The 16,259-nt window shown below is 67.8% G+C and carries 14 protein-coding genes and 1 pseudogene; 5 read left to right on the top strand and 10 right to left on the bottom strand.

Annotation, left to right across the window (positions count from 1 at the left end; genetic code table 11):
• Nucleotides 1–3 precede the first annotated feature (3 nt).
• From CON77_RS12020 to dnaA, 10 genes are all read right to left on the bottom strand, one after another.
• Nucleotides 4–975: a quinone oxidoreductase family protein gene (locus CON77_RS12020; protein WP_101049456.1), complete on the bottom strand. Its 972-nt coding sequence runs from the start codon at nt 973–975 to the stop codon at nt 4–6.
• A 2-nt stretch (nt 976–977) separates the two neighbouring features.
• Complete coding sequence (locus tag CON77_RS12025; protein ID WP_101049459.1) at nt 978–1,595, bottom strand: RBBP9/YdeN family alpha/beta hydrolase; 618 nt, start codon at nt 1,593–1,595, stop codon at nt 978–980.
• A gap of 4 nt (nt 1,596–1,599) precedes the next feature.
• Nucleotides 1,600–2,259, bottom strand: a complete 660-nt coding sequence (locus tag CON77_RS12030; RefSeq protein ID WP_101049461.1) for a DsbA family oxidoreductase — start codon at nt 2,257–2,259, stop codon at nt 1,600–1,602.
• Nucleotides 2,260–2,278: 19 nt separating this feature from the next.
• Complete coding sequence (locus CON77_RS12035; RefSeq protein ID WP_101049463.1) at nt 2,279–3,337, bottom strand: beta-keto acid cleavage family enzyme; 1,059 nt, start codon at nt 3,335–3,337, stop codon at nt 2,279–2,281.
• An 83-nt stretch (nt 3,338–3,420) separates the two neighbouring features.
• Nucleotides 3,421–4,332 carry a TauD/TfdA dioxygenase family protein gene (locus CON77_RS12040; protein WP_101049465.1) on the bottom strand — a complete coding sequence of 304 codons (912 nt, stop codon included), beginning with the start codon at nt 4,330–4,332 and terminating at the stop codon, nt 3,421–3,423.
• Nucleotides 4,333–4,433: 101 nt separating this feature from the next.
• The gene (locus tag CON77_RS12045; protein ID WP_101049467.1) at nt 4,434–7,094 is read right to left on the bottom strand and encodes a winged helix-turn-helix domain-containing protein; all 2,661 of its coding nucleotides are present in this window, start codon (nt 7,092–7,094) and stop codon (nt 4,434–4,436) included.
• An 84-nt stretch (nt 7,095–7,178) separates the two neighbouring features.
• The gene (locus CON77_RS12050) at nt 7,179–7,739 is read right to left on the bottom strand and encodes a redoxin domain-containing protein (RefSeq protein WP_232788525.1); all 561 of its coding nucleotides are present in this window, start codon (nt 7,737–7,739) and stop codon (nt 7,179–7,181) included.
• A 93-nt stretch (nt 7,740–7,832) separates the two neighbouring features.
• Entirely contained in the window at nt 7,833–10,427 is a 2,595-nt protein-coding gene (gyrB, locus tag CON77_RS12055; RefSeq protein WP_101049469.1) for a DNA topoisomerase (ATP-hydrolyzing) subunit B, read from the bottom strand.
• A gap of 91 nt (nt 10,428–10,518) precedes the next feature.
• Nucleotides 10,519–11,625 carry a DNA polymerase III subunit beta gene (dnaN, locus tag CON77_RS12060; RefSeq protein ID WP_101049471.1) on the bottom strand — a complete coding sequence of 369 codons (1,107 nt, stop codon included), beginning with the start codon at nt 11,623–11,625 and terminating at the stop codon, nt 10,519–10,521.
• Between the two features lie 64 nt (nt 11,626–11,689).
• The gene (gene dnaA / locus CON77_RS12065; RefSeq protein WP_101049473.1) at nt 11,690–13,105 is read right to left on the bottom strand and encodes a chromosomal replication initiator protein DnaA; all 1,416 of its coding nucleotides are present in this window, start codon (nt 13,103–13,105) and stop codon (nt 11,690–11,692) included.
• Nucleotides 13,106–13,363: 258 nt separating this feature from the next.
• On the opposite strand from dnaA, the gene rpmH reads away from it, so the two are divergent.
• From rpmH to CON77_RS12090, 5 genes and pseudogenes are all read left to right on the top strand, one after another.
• Nucleotides 13,364–13,498: a 50S ribosomal protein L34 gene (rpmH, locus tag CON77_RS12070; RefSeq protein WP_101049475.1), complete on the top strand. Its 135-nt coding sequence runs from the start codon at nt 13,364–13,366 to the stop codon at nt 13,496–13,498.
• A 23-nt stretch (nt 13,499–13,521) separates the two neighbouring features.
• Complete coding sequence (locus CON77_RS12075) at nt 13,522–13,947, top strand: ribonuclease P protein component (RefSeq protein WP_101049488.1); 426 nt, start codon at nt 13,522–13,524, stop codon at nt 13,945–13,947.
• A gap of 1 nt (nt 13,948) precedes the next feature.
• Nucleotides 13,949–14,221, top strand: a complete 273-nt coding sequence (gene yidD, locus CON77_RS12080; RefSeq protein WP_101049486.1) for a membrane protein insertion efficiency factor YidD — start codon at nt 13,949–13,951, stop codon at nt 14,219–14,221.
• The gene (gene yidC / locus CON77_RS12085) at nt 14,218–15,909 is read left to right on the top strand and encodes a membrane protein insertase YidC (protein WP_101049478.1); all 1,692 of its coding nucleotides are present in this window, start codon (nt 14,218–14,220) and stop codon (nt 15,907–15,909) included. The genes yidD and yidC overlap by 4 nt, the downstream gene beginning before the upstream one ends.
• Before the next feature lie 58 nt (nt 15,910–15,967).
• Nucleotides 15,968–16,259: pseudogene (locus CON77_RS12090) on the top strand (tRNA uridine-5-carboxymethylaminomethyl(34) synthesis GTPase MnmE); the annotation flags it as partial.

A 16,259-nucleotide genomic window follows, 5' to 3' on the forward strand; every position in this document is an offset into this window, starting at 1 on the left:
CGCTCAGGGCACCAGCACCGTCGCGCCCACCGTGCGGCGCGATTCCAGCGCACGGTGGGCCTCGGCCGCGTCGGCCAGGGCAAAGCTCTGGTTCGGCTCGCCCTGGATCTTTCCGGCCAGCACCAGGTCGAACAGTTCCTGGGCCATGTCCAGCATGTGCGAACGCGGCGTGGCGTAATGGACCATGGCCGGGCGCGTCATCCAGAGCGAACCCTTGACCGCCAGCAGCGTCGAATCCACCACCACCGGGCCCGAGCTGGTGCCGTTGCTCACCAGCGTGCCGCGCGGCCGCAGGCTGTCGAGCGAGGCCATCAGCGTGTCCTTGCCGACCGAGTCGTACACCACCGGCACGCCTTGGCCGTCGGTGATTTCGCGCACGCGCTGGGCGATGTCCTCGCGCGAGGTGACGATGACGTGCTCGCAGCCGTGGGCCCGGGCGATCTCGGCCTTCTCGTCGGTGCTGACGGTGCCGATCATGTGCACCCCCAGCGCCTTGGCCCACTGGCAGGCGACCAGGCCCACGCCCCCGGCGGCGGCGTGGTACAGGATGGTTTCGCCGCCCTTCAGGGGGTAGACCTGGCGGAACAGGTACTGCGCCGTCATGCCCTTCATCATCAGCGCCGAGGCGGTGCGGTCCGACACGCCGTCGGGCAGGGGAATCAGCACCTCGGCCGGCATCACGCGCACGTCGCTGTAGGCGCCCTGCGGGCCCAGCAGGTAACCCACGCGGTCGCCCACTTTCACCTCGGTCACGCCGGCGCCGACGGCCTCCACCACGCCCACCGCGTCGGAGCCCAGCCCATTGGGCAGGGGCATGGGGTAGCGGCCGGTGCGGAAGTAGATGTCGATGAAATTCACCGCCACGTAACTGTGGCGCACGCGCGCCTGGCCGGGGCCGGGGTCACCGACTTCGACGGCTTCCAGGCGCAGCACGTCGGGGCCGCCGGTTTCATGGATACGGATGGCTTGGGCCATGGTCAACCTCTTTGGTCAGCTTTGAAAAAAGACGCGTCGCCGGTGCTGACGCGGTCCACGAAACCCATGGCTTCGGGCCAGTCGCCGTAACCGGACGCGGGATTGAGGTGCCCGACCCGCCCCAGGTCCACCACGTGGCTGTCCCAGTCCAATGCGAGCATGCCAATGCGCGGAAACGAGCCCAACGGATCGTCGTGACTCAGCAGCACGCAGGAGCGGAACGGCAGCCGTTGGCGCGGCACGGGCAACCAGCCCGCGGCATCGAGCTGCGCCAGGGTGGGGTAGCCCTCGGGCATGGCGCGGTCGAAATCCGGGGGGGTGGCCAGCAAGGCCCCGACCACGCGCCGGGCAGCCCGGGACCGCGCGGCCCAGTGCGCCACCATCACGCAGCCACCGCTGTGGGCCACGAGCACGAAAGGTCCGTCGATGGACGCGGCGGCCTGCTCGATCGCATCCACCCGGGCCTGGCAGTCCAGGTCGCTGCGGCCCATGGGCGGCACCGCCACGACGGGGCGGCCAGCCGCGCGCAGCGCACGCTCCAGGTGGGTTTGCCAGTGGTCGGCGACGTGGTCGCGCAGACCGGGCACGATCAACACGGGGGGCAACTTCGGGGGGATCATGGCGTCACGCGGAAACGGGTTGGGAAGACGGATTCAGGCTCTGGCGCATCACCTGCAACAGGCGTTCGACCGGCTGCGCCCCGACGACGGAGCGCAGGCCGTTGAACACGAACAGGGGCACACCCGCCCCGGCCGCCCACGGCCCGGACTCGGGCAACTGGCCGGCACGCAGGTGCTGGCGCAAGGCTTCGGGCTCCAGCCCCCAGTCGCGGCCCAGGGCCACCAGGGCCTCGGCGTCGCCCAGGTCCTCGCCCCGCACAAAGTAGCCGTCGAACAGGCGGTCGATCACCGCTTCGGCGGCGGCCGCACCGGCCTGTGCACCCACGCGCTGCACCAGCAGGTGGGCCATGCGGGTGTTGGGAAAGGTCTGGATGCGGTCGAACCGCAGTGGCACCCCGGCGCGCTCGGCGGCCGCGCGCACCTCGGCCTGGCGCCGCTGCACCGCCGCCTCGCTGCCCAGCCGCTGGCGGTAGAACTCGGCAAAAGGCAGGCCTTGCGCCGGCACCAGCGGAATCAGGCTGAGGGAATGCCAGGTCAGCGCCACCTCGACCTCCGGCGCCTCCGCGTGCAAGGCGGCCAGCGCGTCGCGCAGGTGGCGCTTGCCGATCAGGCACCAGGGGCAGATCAGGTCGAAATAGACGTCAACGTTCAAGCTGCGCGACATGGCCCCTCCGGTCTGCGGCTCAGGCGACCTTGCGCAGGAAGCCCTGGTTGGCGCCCTTGCGGTTGGGCGAGAAGCCGTTGGCCGCCAGGGTTTCTTCCACGGTGTCGTAGAACACGCCGATCTTCAGGATCTCGCGCGCCTCTTTGCCCGTGGCCACCTCGCGGCCGAATTCGCGCGCCACACGCACCAGCTGTTCGATCTGCTGCACGGTGGTCATCTTCTCGGTGCGCGCCTGGTTCCAAATGTTGTCTTCAATGCCGCAGCGCACGTGCAGGCCCATGGCCATGCCCATCATGTTGATGGGCAGCACGTTGCGCATGCTGCTTTCCACCGTCAGCATGGTGCCGTCGGGAATGGCGCGCAGGAAGCTGGCCAGGTTGTAGATGTTGGGGGCGTCCATGCCACCGCTGATGGCGACCCAGTTGCACACCAGCGGGCCTTTGTACACGCCGCGGCGGATCAGGCGCTCCACCGTCTCGAAGCTGTTGAGGTTGTAGAACTGGAAGGCGCTCTGGATGCCGGCCGCAGAGAGTCGCTTGACGTGTTCCTCCACGAAGCTGGGCGTGGAGGGCACGACCATTTCGGTGTAGGCGCGGCGGCCTTCGGGCGTGGCCATGGAGGTGCCGGCGATGTCGGCCTCTTCCATGTGCTCGGTCACGTTCATCTGGGTGGTGTTGACGGTCACGGTCACTTGGTCGGGCTTGGGGCTGAGCTCGGCCAGCATGTGGCGGGTGTCGTCCGACAGCCATTTGGCGATCTCGCCCTCGCCCACCGGGGCGAAGCTGATGGAGCCGCCGACCTGGATGATCATGTCCGGCACGGCCTGGCGCACGCCGGCGATCAGCTCGTTGAACTGGGACAGGCGCTTGGAGCCCTTGCCGTCGAGTTCACGCACGTGCAGGTGCAGCACGGTGGCGCCGGCGTTGTAGCAATCCACGGCCTTTTGCACCTGTTCTTCCATCGTGACCGGGATGTCTTCGGGGAAGTCGGAGGGGATCCATTCGGGGCCGTAAGGCGCGGCGGTGATGACCAGTTTGTCCTGGTTTTCGGGGAACAGGTGGCCGTCGAGGAAATGCATGCGAGTCTCCTGCAAAAAGGGGCAAGGCGGGCCCGAGGGCCCTGAACGGGGAAAAGCGGGGGCGGCGGCGGGCGCCGCGGGGGTCAGAAGGGCCGGTCGCCGATGATCCCGGCGCGTTCCATCTTGCGGTGGCACGGCGGGTAGTCCATCACCGCGTAGTGCTGGGTGGCGCGGTTGTCCCACATGGCCACGGTGTTGGGCTGCCAGCGCCAGCGCACCTGGTACTCGGGAATGGCGGCCTGGTTGATCAGGTACTGCAGCAGCGCGCTGCCGCCCTGCGTGTAGTCCTGCCCGTAGCGCACGTTCTCGGGCGTGTGGAAGTTGGTGAAGTGGGTGGTGAAGGCGTTGACGAACAGCACCTTTTCCCCGGTGTCCGGGTGGGTGCGCACCACCGGGTGCTCGGCGTCGGGGAACTGCGCCTTCAGCGCCAGGCGCCGCTCGATCGGCATGGCCGCCCCGAAAGTGGCCTCGATGCTGTGGCGCGCCCGCAGGTTCGCGATCTGGTCCTTGATGTGCTGCGGCAGCTTTTCGTAGGCCAGCACCATGTTGGCCCACATGGTGTCGCCCCCCACTGGTGGGCATTCCACGCACCGCAGCACGCAGCCGAAGGGCGGCGCCTCGCGCCAGGTGGCGTCGGTGTGCCAGCTGTTCTCGTAGCGGTCGTTGGGCGTGTCCGGAGTCTTGTAAATCCGCACCAGCCCGGGGTGGTCCGGGTCGCTCCCAGCCACCGGGTGGTCCTCCAGTTCACCGAAGTGGCGGGCAAAGGCCACGTGTTCGGCGCGGGTGATGTCCTGATCGCGGAAAAACAGCACGCGGTGCTTCAGCAGCAGGGCCCGGAGTTCGGCCACCATGCCGGGGTCGCGCGAGGCCACGCCCAGGTGGACGCGGCTCACCTCGGCGCCGATGGCGCAGGTCAGGGGCGTCACATGGAAAGCGTCGCCCAGCGAAGCGGCCGCGACGACGGCCGGAGCGGCCAGGGAAGAGGATGGGTTCATGCACTTGTCTCCTTCATGCACCGGGCCGGTGGTGGCCCGATGCGCTGGAACCAAGAATACCCCTGCCCCCGGAAAAATCCCCCCCTGTGCAGAGGGGGGCCTCACCCCGGCGGCAACAAGCCGAACAGGCGCGCGCGCGCCACCACCTGCTTGCGGTTGCCGGCGTCGAGCTTGGCAAACAGGTTCTTCACGTGCCACTTGATGGTCTCTTCCCCCACGTCCATGGCCAGCCCGATTTCCTTGTTCGACAGGTTGCGCGCCAGCAGCTCCAGCACCTCGCCCTCCTTGGGCGTCAACACCAGGCTGGGCGCAGGCCGGGGCGGCGCGCGCTCCGGCCGGGGCGGCCCCGGGGGCGGGCTGGGCGCCGCCGCCGGCACGTCCGCCCCCACCCGCGCCACCCAGGCGCCCAGGTCGGGGTGGGCGTCATCGAAGACACGCCTCAGGCCATAGGCCGTGGCCAGGTCCACCGCTTCACGCAACAGGTCTTGGGAACGCTCCCCGACCTGGTCGAGCACCAAGGCCCGCAGCCCCAGCAACTCGATGTTCAGGCGCCCCATGCCCAGGCGCTGGGCCTGTGCCTGGGCGCGGGCCAGGGGAAGCACGGCCTCGCGCCATTGGCGCGCCGCGATCATCGCGTGGCCCTCGGCCAGGTCGCGCATGGCCCGCACCGAGTTCATCCAGATCGGGCCGTGCGCGGGGGCGTGTGCCTCGATCAGCCGGTCCATGTCCTCCAGCAGGCGGCGCGCCGTCTCGGCGCGGTAGCGCCGGGCGTGCATGCGCACCTGGTCGCCCAGGCTGGCCACACACAGCCGCGGCCAGCCGCGGGACAGACCCAGGGCATGCAGGGCATCGAGCAGTTCCTTGGCCCGGTGCTCACTGCCCTGCTGGATGGCCACCCGCGCCAAGGTGCGAAAGGCCAGCAGCACGGCCTCGGGCAAACCGCGGCGCTCCAGCACGTCGAGCCGGTCGGCCAGCAGCGTGCCCACGTCCTCGGCCCGGTTCTGCTCCCACACCGCGGCGGCCAGGAAGGCGGCCAGCATGCAGACGAACGGGTTGCGCCGGCCCAGATCGAGCTCCGCCCGGGCCATCGTCGGCCGCAGCAGTTGCTCCGCCAGCAGCACCTGCCCTTCCCAGATGTAGGTGAGCCCGACGACCAGCTCCCCCCACTGCCCCAGGTAGGCCTGCAGGTCTTCGCGCGCCAGCACCGGCGCCTGCTGCTGCTTGAGGCGCGCCAGCGAGGGCTGGCCGGCGATCAAGGTCCGGTAGGCCGTGCGGTTGGCGTGGATGTGCAGCAAGGCCGGGGCGGTCAAGGGCGGCGCCTCGGCCCAGGGGTCGTGCAGGGCCGCGAACCGGTCCGGATCGTCGGCAAAAATGGCGGCGCCACTGAGGATCAGGTCGCACTCGCAGCGCAGTTCATCGGTCACCCCGGGCAGGGCCAGCAGCCGACGCACCCACGCGTCGGCCTGTTCGTGGCGCTCGCTCAAGGCAAACGACCAGGCCGCCGCCAGCATCAGGCGGGGCCTCCCCTCCAGCACCGCAGCGGGCAGACGGTCGACCCATTCGATCACCTCCGACTGGTGCCCGGTGGCCATGAGCGAGTCGTACAGGGAACGCTCGGCCAGGTCGTAAGCGGTGTCGGTCAAGCCGGCCTCCAACGCGTGGCGGGCGGCGTTTTCCAGGTCGCCCCGGTCCGCCAGCCAACGGGCCGCCCGCGCGTGCAAGGCCGACCGGTCCGCCGGCGGCAATGCCTCGAACTTGGCGCGCAAGGCCTTGCGCGCCAGGTTGTGCAGCCGGTAGCCATCGCCCTGCTCGGCCTGCAGCAACATGGGCGTGTCGCGGCACATGCGGTCCAGCCAGTCGCGCACCTCGTGGCGCCCGGTCAGCGCCGCGCACAGGTCTGGCGACCACGCCTCCAGCATCGACAGGCGCACCAAGGACCGCATGTCGGCCTCGTCCAGCGCCCCCAACATGCGCTCCATCAGGTCGTCGCGCAAGGCGTTGCCCCCGGCACACAAGGCGTGCAGTTCCGCCCGCGCGTCCGGGGCGTTGCTGGCCGCCGTCAACGCCAGTTGCAGGCCCAGCGGCCAACCCTCGGTGACCTCGTGCAAGCGGGCCGCGGTGTCGCGGTCCACCCGATCTCCCAGGCGCTCCCGCACCAGCTGGAGCGTCTCGGGCAACTGGAAGCGCAGGGCCGCGGCCCCCAGGGCCACGCACTCCCCATAAGAAATCAGGTCGGCCACCCCCAGGTCGGTTTCGGCACGCACCGCCACCACCACGCGCAAATTGGCCGGGGCGTTGCGCAGCAGATACGCCAGCACCTGTTGCGCGCCCGGCCCCAGCCGGTCGGCGTCGTCAATGAACAGCACCGTGTTCAAGGCATATTGACCCATCTCGGCCAGCCACACGGTGGCCGCGTCGATCAGGCTGTCCGGGGGGCTGGACAACAGGGCGTGCCCGAACGTGGGGCGCGCCGCCGCGTGGCGCATGGACGTCACCAGCAGGCGCAGCAGGTGGCCGCCCTCGTCGCCGGCCTGCACCGACACCCAGGCCGCCACCGCCCCCTCGGCCAGAAAGGCCTTGCGCCACTGCGCCATCAGAAAGGTCTTGCCGAACCCGGCCGGCGCCTGGATGACCACCGCCGCCGCATCCTGCCCCACCCGCTCGGGCAGCAGCCGCGCCCGCTCCACCAGTGCCCGCGGCACCCGGGGTGGACAGACACGCAGCAAGCCCTGATCCGACACACCAATCTCGGGTCGTGCCATCCGTCGTCTCCTCTGTCGTTTGCGGCCATTCTCCCACGCACACCACGGGCAGCGCGCCGCGAAGGCGTCACCCCAAGGCGCGAATTAACCGAGCAGCCGGACCCACCACCCGCGCAGGCGCATGCCCAGTTCCGTGGTGTAGCCGACCGTGGGGGTGCGGATCTGGCCGTCGCGGTCCACCACCACAAAGCCCGGCACCGCCTGGATGCCGTAGGCCCGGGCCACCTCCCCCTTGGGGTCCACGGCCGCCACCCAGGGCAGGCCGCGCAGGCGCATCACCCGGGCCACCTGGGCCGCCTCGCCCGACTGCATGGCCACGGTCAGCACGGGCACGTCCCGCCCCAGGCGGGTGACGCTGTGCTCTTCGGTGCGGCAAATCGGGCACCATTCGGCCCAGAAATGCAGGACCACCGGCTGGCCCAGGTACGCGGCACGCCACGCGGACAGCGTGGTCGCCAGCACCTGTCCCTCGGGGTTCACCACCGCCAGCGCCAGGTCCGGGGCCGGCCCCGCGGGCACGTGCCGCGTCTGCCACAGTTGCACCCCGGCCAGCACCACGGCGACGATCACCAAGTGGCCCAGGTGGCTGCGCCAGCGGGCGCGCAGGTGGGCCCACAGGCGCGAGGTCAGGGAGGCAAAGGTCATGCGGATTCGACACCCGGCGGGGATTTGGTTCCCCTCAGCGGAGGCGAAAGAAGCGCGCCGGTGTATTGCCTCGCCTGTGGGCCTACACCAACCTCAAACGTCGATGTTCCCCGCCCGCAGGGCATTGGTCTCGATGAAATCCCGGCGCGGTTCCACCTCGTCGCCCATCAGCATGGTGAACACCTTGTCGGCCTCGATGGCGTCTTCGATCTGCACCCGCAGCAGGCGGCGCACGGTGGGGTCCATGGTGGTTTCCCACAGCTGCTCGGGGTTCATTTCGCCCAAGCCCTTGTAGCGCTGGCGGGCAGTGGTGCGTTCGGCTTCGCCGATCAGCCACTGCATGGCCTGGCGGAAGTCACCCACCTTCTCTTCCTTCTGGCGGTCGCCCTCGCCGCGCATCACGCGCGAGCCCTCGCCCAGCAAGCCACGGAAGGTGTTGGCCGCTTCGGCCAGCGCAGCGTAATCCGCGCCATGCACAAACTCTTGCGTGATGACGCTGCTCTTGATGTTGCCGTGGTGGCGGCGGCTGATACGCAGCAGCGGTTTGTCGGTGCGCACGTCGAACTCGGCGGCCACTTCGGCCGGCACACCGGTGGTGTTGAGTTCGCGCAGCGCCACCTGCAGGGCGGCGGCACTGGTGACGGCTTGTTCCAGGTCATCCAGGTTCAGCACCACGCCGTCGGCCACGGCGCGCAGGGCCTCGGCGTCCATGAAAGCGCTCAGGCGCGCGATCACGCTTTCAGCCACCTGGTGCTTGCGCGCCAGCTCGGCCAGGGTCTCGCCTTCCAGCAGCGTGTTGGCCGCGCCACCGGTGGCCACCTTGGCGTCTTTCAAGGCAATGCGCAGCAAAAAGCCGTCCAGCGCGGCCGCGTCCTTCAGGTACAGCTCTTCCTTGCCAGCCTTCACCTTGTACAGCGGCGGCTGCGCGATGTAGATGTGCCCGCGCTCCACCAGCTCGGGCATCTGGCGGTAGAAGAAGGTCAGCAGCAGGGTGCGGATGTGCGCGCCGTCCACGTCCGCGTCGGTCATGATGATGATGCGGTGGTAGCGCAGCTTGTCGATGTTGAAGTCGTCGGCGCCGCTCTTGCCCTTGGGGTTGTACTCGTCCTCGGCGCTGGCCTTGCCAATGCCGGTGCCCAGCGCGGTGATCAGCGTCAGGATTTCGTTGCTGCTCAGCAGCTTCTCGTAACGCGCCTTTTCCACGTTCAGGATCTTGCCGCGCAGCGGCAGAATGGCCTGGAACTTGCGGTCGCGGCCCTGCTTGGCCGAGCCGCCGGCGGAGTCGCCCTCCACGATGTAGATTTCGCACAGCGACGGGTCTTTTTCCTGGCAGTCGGCCAGTTTGCCGGGCAGGCCCATGCCGTCCAGCACGCCTTTGCGGCGCGTCATTTCGCGGGCTTTGCGCGCGGCTTCGCGGGCGCGGGCGGCCTCCACGATCTTGCCGCACAGAATCTTGGCGTCGGTGGGCTTTTCTTCCAGGAATTCGGTCAGCGCCTTGGCCACGATGTCTTCCACCGGCGCGCGCACCTCGCTGGACACCAGCTTGTCCTTGGTCTGGCTGGAAAACTTGGGCTCGGGCACCTTCACGCTCAGCACGCAGCACAGGCCTTCGCGCATGTCGTCGCCGCTCACTTCCACCTTGGCTTTTTTGGCCAGGTCGTTGTCGGCGATGTACTTGCCGATCACGCGGGTCATGGCCGCGCGCAGGCCGGTCAGGTGGGTGCCGCCGTCGCGCTGCGGGATGTTGTTGGTGAAGCAGAGCACGTTTTCGTTGTAGCTCTCGTTCCACTGCATCGACACTTCCACGCCAATTTCGGTGCCGGGAATGCCGCCGTAGCTGTCGGCCGGGCGTGTGCCAATGGCGTGGAAGGTGGTGGGGTGCAGCACCTTCTTGCCCTGGTTGATGAACTCCACAAAGCCCTTCACGCCGCCAGCACCCGAGAAATCGTCTTCCTTGCCGCTGCGCTCGTCCTTCAGGCGGATGCGCACGCCATTGTTCAGAAAGCTCAGTTCGCGCAGGCGCTTGGCCAGGATTTCGTAGTGGAAATCGAAGTTCTCTTTGAAGATGTCGGTGTCGGGCAGGAAGTGCACCTCGGTGCCGCGCTTGTCGGTGGCGCCGGTCACTTTCATCGGGCTCACTTCAAAGCCGTCCACCGATTCCAGCAGGCGGTTCTGCACAAAGCCGCGCGCGAATTCGATCTGGTGCACCTTGCCGTCGCGGCGCACGGTCAGGCGCAGCCATTTGGACAGCGCGTTGACGCAAGACACGCCCACACCGTGCAAACCGCCTGAGACCTTGTAGCTGTTCTGGTTGAACTTGCCGCCGGCGTGCAGTTCGGTCAGCGCAATTTCAGCCGCCGAGCGCTTGGGCTCGTGCTTGTCGTCCATCTTCACCCCGGTCGGGATGCCGCGGCCGTTGTCGGTCACGCTGATGGAGTTGTCGGAATGGATGGTGACCACGATGTCGTCGCAATGGCCGGCCAGCGCTTCGTCGATGGAGTTGTCCACCACCTCGAACACCAGGTGGTGCAGGCCGGTGCCGTCCGACGTGTCGCCGATGTACATGCCGGGGCGCTTGCGCACCGCCTCCAGGCCCTCCAGGATCTGGATGGCGCCTTCGCCGTAGTCGCCGCCAGCGGGCGCGGAGGGCAGCTGGTCGTCGTGGGGGGTCTGGGTCGCGTCGGTCATGGTCGGAAATCTCGGGTGTCTTCAAAAGCCGAAACCCGCACACGGGGGCGGGTTCGGGGTGGGGTGGCGGGCCCGGGGCCCGACGGCCCCGTCAGATGCGCATCGGCATCACCACGTACTTGAACCGTTCGTTGTCGGGAATGGTCACCAGGGCAGAGGAGTTGCCGTCGGCCAGCTCCACCCGCACCATGTCCTGGCCCATGTTGCCCAGGGCATCGATCAGGTAGCTGACGTTGAAGCCGATCTCGATGGCGTCGCCACCGTATTCGATATCGAGTTCGTCCACCGCCTCCTCCTGGTCGGCGTTGCTGGCGGCCACCCGCAGCACACCGGGCTCCACGTTCAGGCGCACGCCCTTGAACTTCTCGCTGGTCATGATGGCGGCGCGCTGCAGCGCGGCCAGCAGCGGGACCCGGCCCAGCACCACGATGTTCTGGTGGTTGCGCGGGATGACGCGGTTGTAGTCGGGGAACTTGCCTTCCACCAGCTTGGTGACGAATTCCATGCCCTCGAAGCGGAAGCGGGCCTGGTTGGCGGCGAACTGCAGCTCGATGGCGCCGTCCTTGTCGCTGAGCAGGCGCTGCAGTTCCAGCACCGTCTTGCGCGGCAGAATCACTTCCTGTTTGGGCACCTCCACGTCCAGCTCGGCGCTGGCGAAGGCCAGGCGGTGGCCGTCGGTGGCCACCAGGCTCAGGGTCTTGCCCTCGGCCACGAACAGAATGCCGTTGAGGTAGTAGCGGATGTCATGCACCGCCATGGCAAAACTCACCTGGCCCAGCAGGGTCTTGAGCGTCTTCTGCGGCACGCTGAAGACCGGCCCGAAACTGGGCGACTCCTGCACCAGCGGGAAGTCCTCGGCCGGCAGGGTCTGCAGGGTGAACTTGGACTTGCCGCCCTTGAGCACCAGTTTGGACATCTGCGACTCCAACGTCACCGTCTGGTCGGACGGCAGGGTGCGCAGGATGTCGATGAGCTTGCGCGCGCCCACGGTGGTGGCGAAACTGCCCTCGTCGCCGCCCAGGTCGGCCTGGGTGCGGATCTGGATTTCCAGGTCGGACGTGGTCAACTGCAGCTGCCCCCCGGTCTTGCGGATGAGCACGTTTGCCAGCACCGGCAGGGTGTGGCGGCGTTCCACGATACCGGCCACCGATTGCAGGGCGGCCAACACTTTGTCCTGGGTCGATTGAAAAACGATCATGGGGTCAGGGTGGTGTGGAAAGTTGAGCTGCCATTGTCACAGGTTTGGGCCCGGTATCGCGGCCTCAACCCTTGAGGGTCTGCTCCAGCACGTGCAGCTGCTGATTCAGTTCGCTCACGGTCTGGCGTTCGGCGGCGATCTTGCGCACCGCGTGCAACACGGTGGTGTGGTCGCGACCACCGAACAGCTCGCCAATTTCGGGCAGGCTCTTTTGCGTCAGCTCCTTGGCCAGGAACATGGCGATCTGGCGCGGGCGGGCGATGTTGGCCGGCCGCTTCTTGGAATACATGTCCGCAACCTTGATCTTGTAGAAATCGGCCACGGTTTTCTGGATGTTCTCCACGCTGATCTGCCGGTTCTGGATGCTCAGCAGGTCTTTCAAGGCATCGCGCGCCAGCTGGATGGAGACTTCCTTCTGATTGAAGCGGCTGTAGGCCAAAATTTTGCGCAGCGCGCCTTCGAGTTCGCGCACGTTGGAGCGCACGTTCTTGGCCACGAAGAAGGCCACGTCCTCGGGCATGGCGGCACCTTCGGCCTCGGCCTTGCTGATCAGAATCGCCACCCGCATTTCCAGCTCGGGCGGCTCGATCGCCACCGTCAGGCCGGAGTCGAAGCGCGACACCAGGCGCTCGTGGATGTCGGCCAGGCCCTTGGGGTAGGTGTCGCTGGTCATGACGATGTGGCTCTTCTTGGCCAGCAAGGCTTCAAAGGCGTTGAAGAACTCTTCTTGCGTGCGTTCCTTGTTGGCGAAGAACTGCACGTCGTCGATGATCAGCAGGTCGAGCGAGTGGTAGCGTTCCTTGAACTCGTCAAACGTTTTGCGCTGGTAGGACTTGACCACATCCGACACGAACTGCTCGGCGTGGATGTAGAGAACTTTGGACCCGGGCTTGTCGGCCAGCAGCTGGTTGCCGATGGCGTGCACCAGGTGGGTCTTGCCCAGGCCCACGCCGCCGTACACAAACAGCGGGTTGTAGAGCTGGCCCGGGCTGCCGGCCACGTGCATGGCGGCGGCGCGCGCCATGCGGTTGGCCGAGCCCTCGACCAGCGTGGCGAACGTCAGGGCCGTGTTCAGCCGGTGCTTGTGCGCCTCGGCCTTGGGCGCGGGCGGGGCCGGCACTTCGGGCAGTTCGGCGAAGATGGGGTCCTGCAACGCCGGCGACGTGCGTGGCACAAACCCAGATTTCGCAGGGGCTTCACGCGGAGCGAGCACCAACTCCAACGCCACCGGATGGCCCATCAGGTCTTGCAGGGTGGTGGCGATCTTGGCGCCGTACTGGGCGCGGATCCAGTCCATCTTGAAGCGGTTGGCCACCGCCAGGGTCACCTTGTCGGCCGATTCGGACACCTTGGCACTGAGCGGCCGGATCCAGGTGTTGAACTGCTGTTCCGGCATGTCCTGGGCCAGACGGTCGACGCAGGCCAGCCACAAATCGGCCACGCCCAACGGGGTGTCTGACGGGGAACGGGAAGAACTCATGGGGCGGGCAGCAAACGGGACAGGGGACGAGAGGGTGTGGACAGCCGCAGGGGGCCGAGGGCGCATTGTAGTGCCCCGCGCAAAGTTATCCACATGCCGCCGGGACACCCCCCACCCCGCCCCCGACACCGAAAAGCGCGGGCGATTTGGTCGAATCGGGATTTTTTGCAATAATCTAGGGTTTCCTCGGAAAAATTCACCAACCCCAAACCCGGGACCGCGCCAGCCTGCTGAGCCGCGCCCCAACAGGAACGCACCATGAAACGCACCTACCAACCCTCCAAGATCAAGCGCGCCCGCACCCACGGTTTCCTGGTTCGCATGAAGACCCGCGGTGGCCGCGCCGTGCTGAACGCCCGCCGCGCCAAGGGCCGCAAGCGCCTGGCCGTCTGAGGCCTCTGGGCCCTGCGGTGCGGGTGGACGCGAACGCTCCAGCCACTTCGGCTGGCGCACCCCGCTGGCAGCGCCTGCGCCAGCGTGCGCAGTTCGAAGCGGTGCTGGCCTCTGCTCCGGCCGCCAAAACCATGCATTTCGCCTTGCACGCCGCCTCCATGAGCGCGCTCGGCGACGGTCGCCGGGCCCTGTTTGCCGGCGCCGGTCCCTGGCTGGGGGTGCTCATCCCCAAGCGCTGGGCCAAGCGGGCCGTGACCCGCAACGCCATCCGCCGCCAGATTTACGCCGTGGCCGAGTCCTGTGCCACCACTTGGCCCGACCAGGCGGTGGTGGTGCGGCTGCGCTCGGGTTTCGCGCGCCAGCAATTCCCCAGCGCCACGTCCGACGCCTTGAAACAGGCGGTGCGGGCCGAGTTGCTGCGCCTGCTGCCCGGAGGCCGCCGTGCGTGACCTGCCGCGCCGCCTGCTGGTGGGCCTGGTGCAAGGTTACCGCCTGCTGCTCAGCCCCTGGCTGGGCTCGTCCTGCCGCTTCACCCCCAGTTGCTCGGCCTACGCCCTGGACGCCCTGAACCGCCACGGCGCACTGTCCGGCAGCTACCTGACCCTGCGCCGCCTGGGCCGTTGCCACCCCTGGTGCAGCGGCGGCCACGACCCGGTGCCCGAACGCGCGCCACGGCCGTTCACCTCCCTCCTGTCAGAACCCTCTGAAAAGAAACCGTCATGAGCGACATCCGCCGATCCATCCTCTGGGTGATTTTTGGTTTCTCCCTGATCCTGATCTGGGACCAGTGGCAAATTCACAACGGCAAGCCGGCCACCTTCTTCCCGGGCAGCAGCCAGCCCAAGGCCGCCGCCACCGCACCGGCCAACGCCAGCGTGCCTGCGGCCAGCGCCGCCTTGACCGGTGGTGGCAGCGCCACCCCGCCGGCCGATGCGCCGGCCATCCCGCGCGAAACCCACCAAGTGCGCTCCGACGTGCTGGCCCTGAGCTTTGACAGCGAAGGCGGCTCGCTGGTGAGCGCCAGCATCCTGCCGCACGCCACCGAAACCGGCAAGGCCTTCCGCCAGAGCCAGACCCCGCTGCAGTTGCTGGTGCAGGACGACAAGCACACCTACGTGGCCCAGACCGGCCTGATCGGCGCGGCCGGCCAGGCCCTGCCGACCCACAAGACTCCGATGCGTCTGGTGTCCACCGACAGTGCAATGGCCGACGGCCAGGACCGCCTGACGGTGCGCTTCGAGTCGCAGCCGATCAACGGCGTGGTGCTGGCCAAGACCTACACGCTGCAGCGCGGCGCCTACGACATCGCCGTCCAGCACGAGGTGATCAACCAGGGCAGCGCCGCCATCGCCCCGCAGGTCTACCTGCAGCTGGTGCGCGACGGCACCAAGGCCGAAAGCGACACGCCGTTCTACTCCACCTTCACCGGCCCGGCCGTCTACAGCGACGCGGCCAAGTACGAGAAGGTCAACTTCGAGGACGTGGACAAGAACAAGGCCAGCTTCCAGAAGACCGCCAGCGACGGCTACGTCGCCATGGTGCAGCACTACTTCGCCAGCGCCTGGCTGCTGGGCCAGGGCGTGGAGCGCGAAAACTTCGTGCGCAAAGTGGGCGGCCTGTACTCGGCCGGCATGCTGACCTCGCTCGGCAGCATCGCCCCCGGCGCCAGCCAGAAGCTGGAGGCGCGCCTGTTCGTCGGCCCGCAGGAAGAAAAGAAGCTCGAAGTCATCGCCCCCGGCCTGGAGCTGGTGAAGGACTACGGCTGGCTGACCATCCTGGCCAAGCCGCTGTACTGGCTGCTGGAGAAGATCGTCAAGTTCGTCGGCAACTGGGGCTGGTCCATCGTGCTGCTGGTGGTGCTGATCAAGGCCGCCTTCTACTGGCTCAACGCCAGCGCCTACCGCAGCATGGCCAAGATGAAGGCGATCAACCCGCGCATCATGGAAATGCGCGAACGCCTCAAGAGCAACCCGCAGCAGATGCAGCAGGAGATGATGAAGATGTACCGGGAGGAAAAGGTCAACCCGCTGGGCGGCTGCTTCCCGATCCTGATCCAGATCCCGGTGTTCATCGCGCTGTACTGGGTGCTGCTGTCCAGCGTGGAAATGCGCAACGCGCCCTGGATGGGCTGGATCATCGACCTGTCCTCGCCCGACCCGTATTTCATCCTGCCGCTGGTGATGGCGCTGACCACCGTGTTCCAGACCGCGCTGAACCCACTGCCGCCGGACCCGATGCAGGCCAAGCTCATGTGGCTGATGCCCATCATGTTCTCGGTGATGTTCTTCTTCTTCCCGTCCGGCCTCGTGCTGTACTGGATCACGAACAACGTGCTGACCATCGCCCAGCAGGCATACATCAACCACAGCATGGGCGTGCCACTGAAGTTCAACATCCCCAAGTTCAAGTGAACACCCAGGGGCCGCGACAGCGGCCCTTGTGCTTTCAGCCCCCCGATCGAACACCGCCATGCTGCCGCGCCACCAGGACCCCATCGTCGCCATCGCCACCGCCCCGGGCCGGGGTGCGGTGGGCATCGTCCGCGTTTCGGGCCGCGGCCTGGGTGCGCTGGTGCAGGCGCTGTGCGGCAAGGCCCTGAGGCCGCGCGAGGCCAGCTACCTGCCTTTCCGCGACGCCGACGGCTCCCCCATCGACCACGGCCTGGCGCTGCACTTCCCGGCGCCGCACTCCTACACCGGCGAAGATGTGCTGGAGCTGCAGGCCCACGGCGGGCCGGTGGTGCTGCAGCTGCTGCTGGCGC

It is taken from the genome of Macromonas nakdongensis (assembly GCF_002837145.1).
GTDB lineage: Bacteria > Pseudomonadota > Gammaproteobacteria > Burkholderiales > Burkholderiaceae_C > Macromonas_B > Macromonas_B nakdongensis.

Coding starts and splice junctions, on each gene's coding strand:
- CON77_RS12020 (WP_101049456.1), bottom strand. CDS start 975: ATGGCCCAAGCCATCCGTATCCATGAAACCGGCGGCCCCGACGTGCTG.
- CON77_RS12025 (WP_101049459.1), bottom strand. CDS start 1,595: ATGATCCCCCCGAAGTTGCCCCCCGTGTTGATCGTGCCCGGTCTGCGC.
- CON77_RS12030 (WP_101049461.1), bottom strand. CDS start 2,259: ATGTCGCGCAGCTTGAACGTTGACGTCTATTTCGACCTGATCTGCCCC.
- CON77_RS12035 (WP_101049463.1), bottom strand. CDS start 3,337: ATGCATTTCCTCGACGGCCACCTGTTCCCCGAAAACCAGGACAAACTG.
- CON77_RS12040 (WP_101049465.1), bottom strand. CDS start 4,332: ATGAACCCATCCTCTTCCCTGGCCGCTCCGGCCGTCGTCGCGGCCGCT.
- CON77_RS12045 (WP_101049467.1), bottom strand. CDS start 7,094: ATGGCACGACCCGAGATTGGTGTGTCGGATCAGGGCTTGCTGCGTGTC.
- CON77_RS12050 (WP_232788525.1), bottom strand. CDS start 7,739: ATGACCTTTGCCTCCCTGACCTCGCGCCTGTGGGCCCACCTGCGCGCC.
- gyrB (WP_101049469.1), bottom strand. CDS start 10,427: ATGACCGACGCGACCCAGACCCCCCACGACGACCAGCTGCCCTCCGCG.
- dnaN (WP_101049471.1), bottom strand. CDS start 11,625: ATGATCGTTTTTCAATCGACCCAGGACAAAGTGTTGGCCGCCCTGCAA.
- dnaA (WP_101049473.1), bottom strand. CDS start 13,105: ATGAGTTCTTCCCGTTCCCCGTCAGACACCCCGTTGGGCGTGGCCGAT.
- rpmH (WP_101049475.1), top strand. CDS start 13,364: ATGAAACGCACCTACCAACCCTCCAAGATCAAGCGCGCCCGCACCCAC.
- yidC (WP_101049478.1), top strand. CDS start 14,218: ATGAGCGACATCCGCCGATCCATCCTCTGGGTGATTTTTGGTTTCTCC.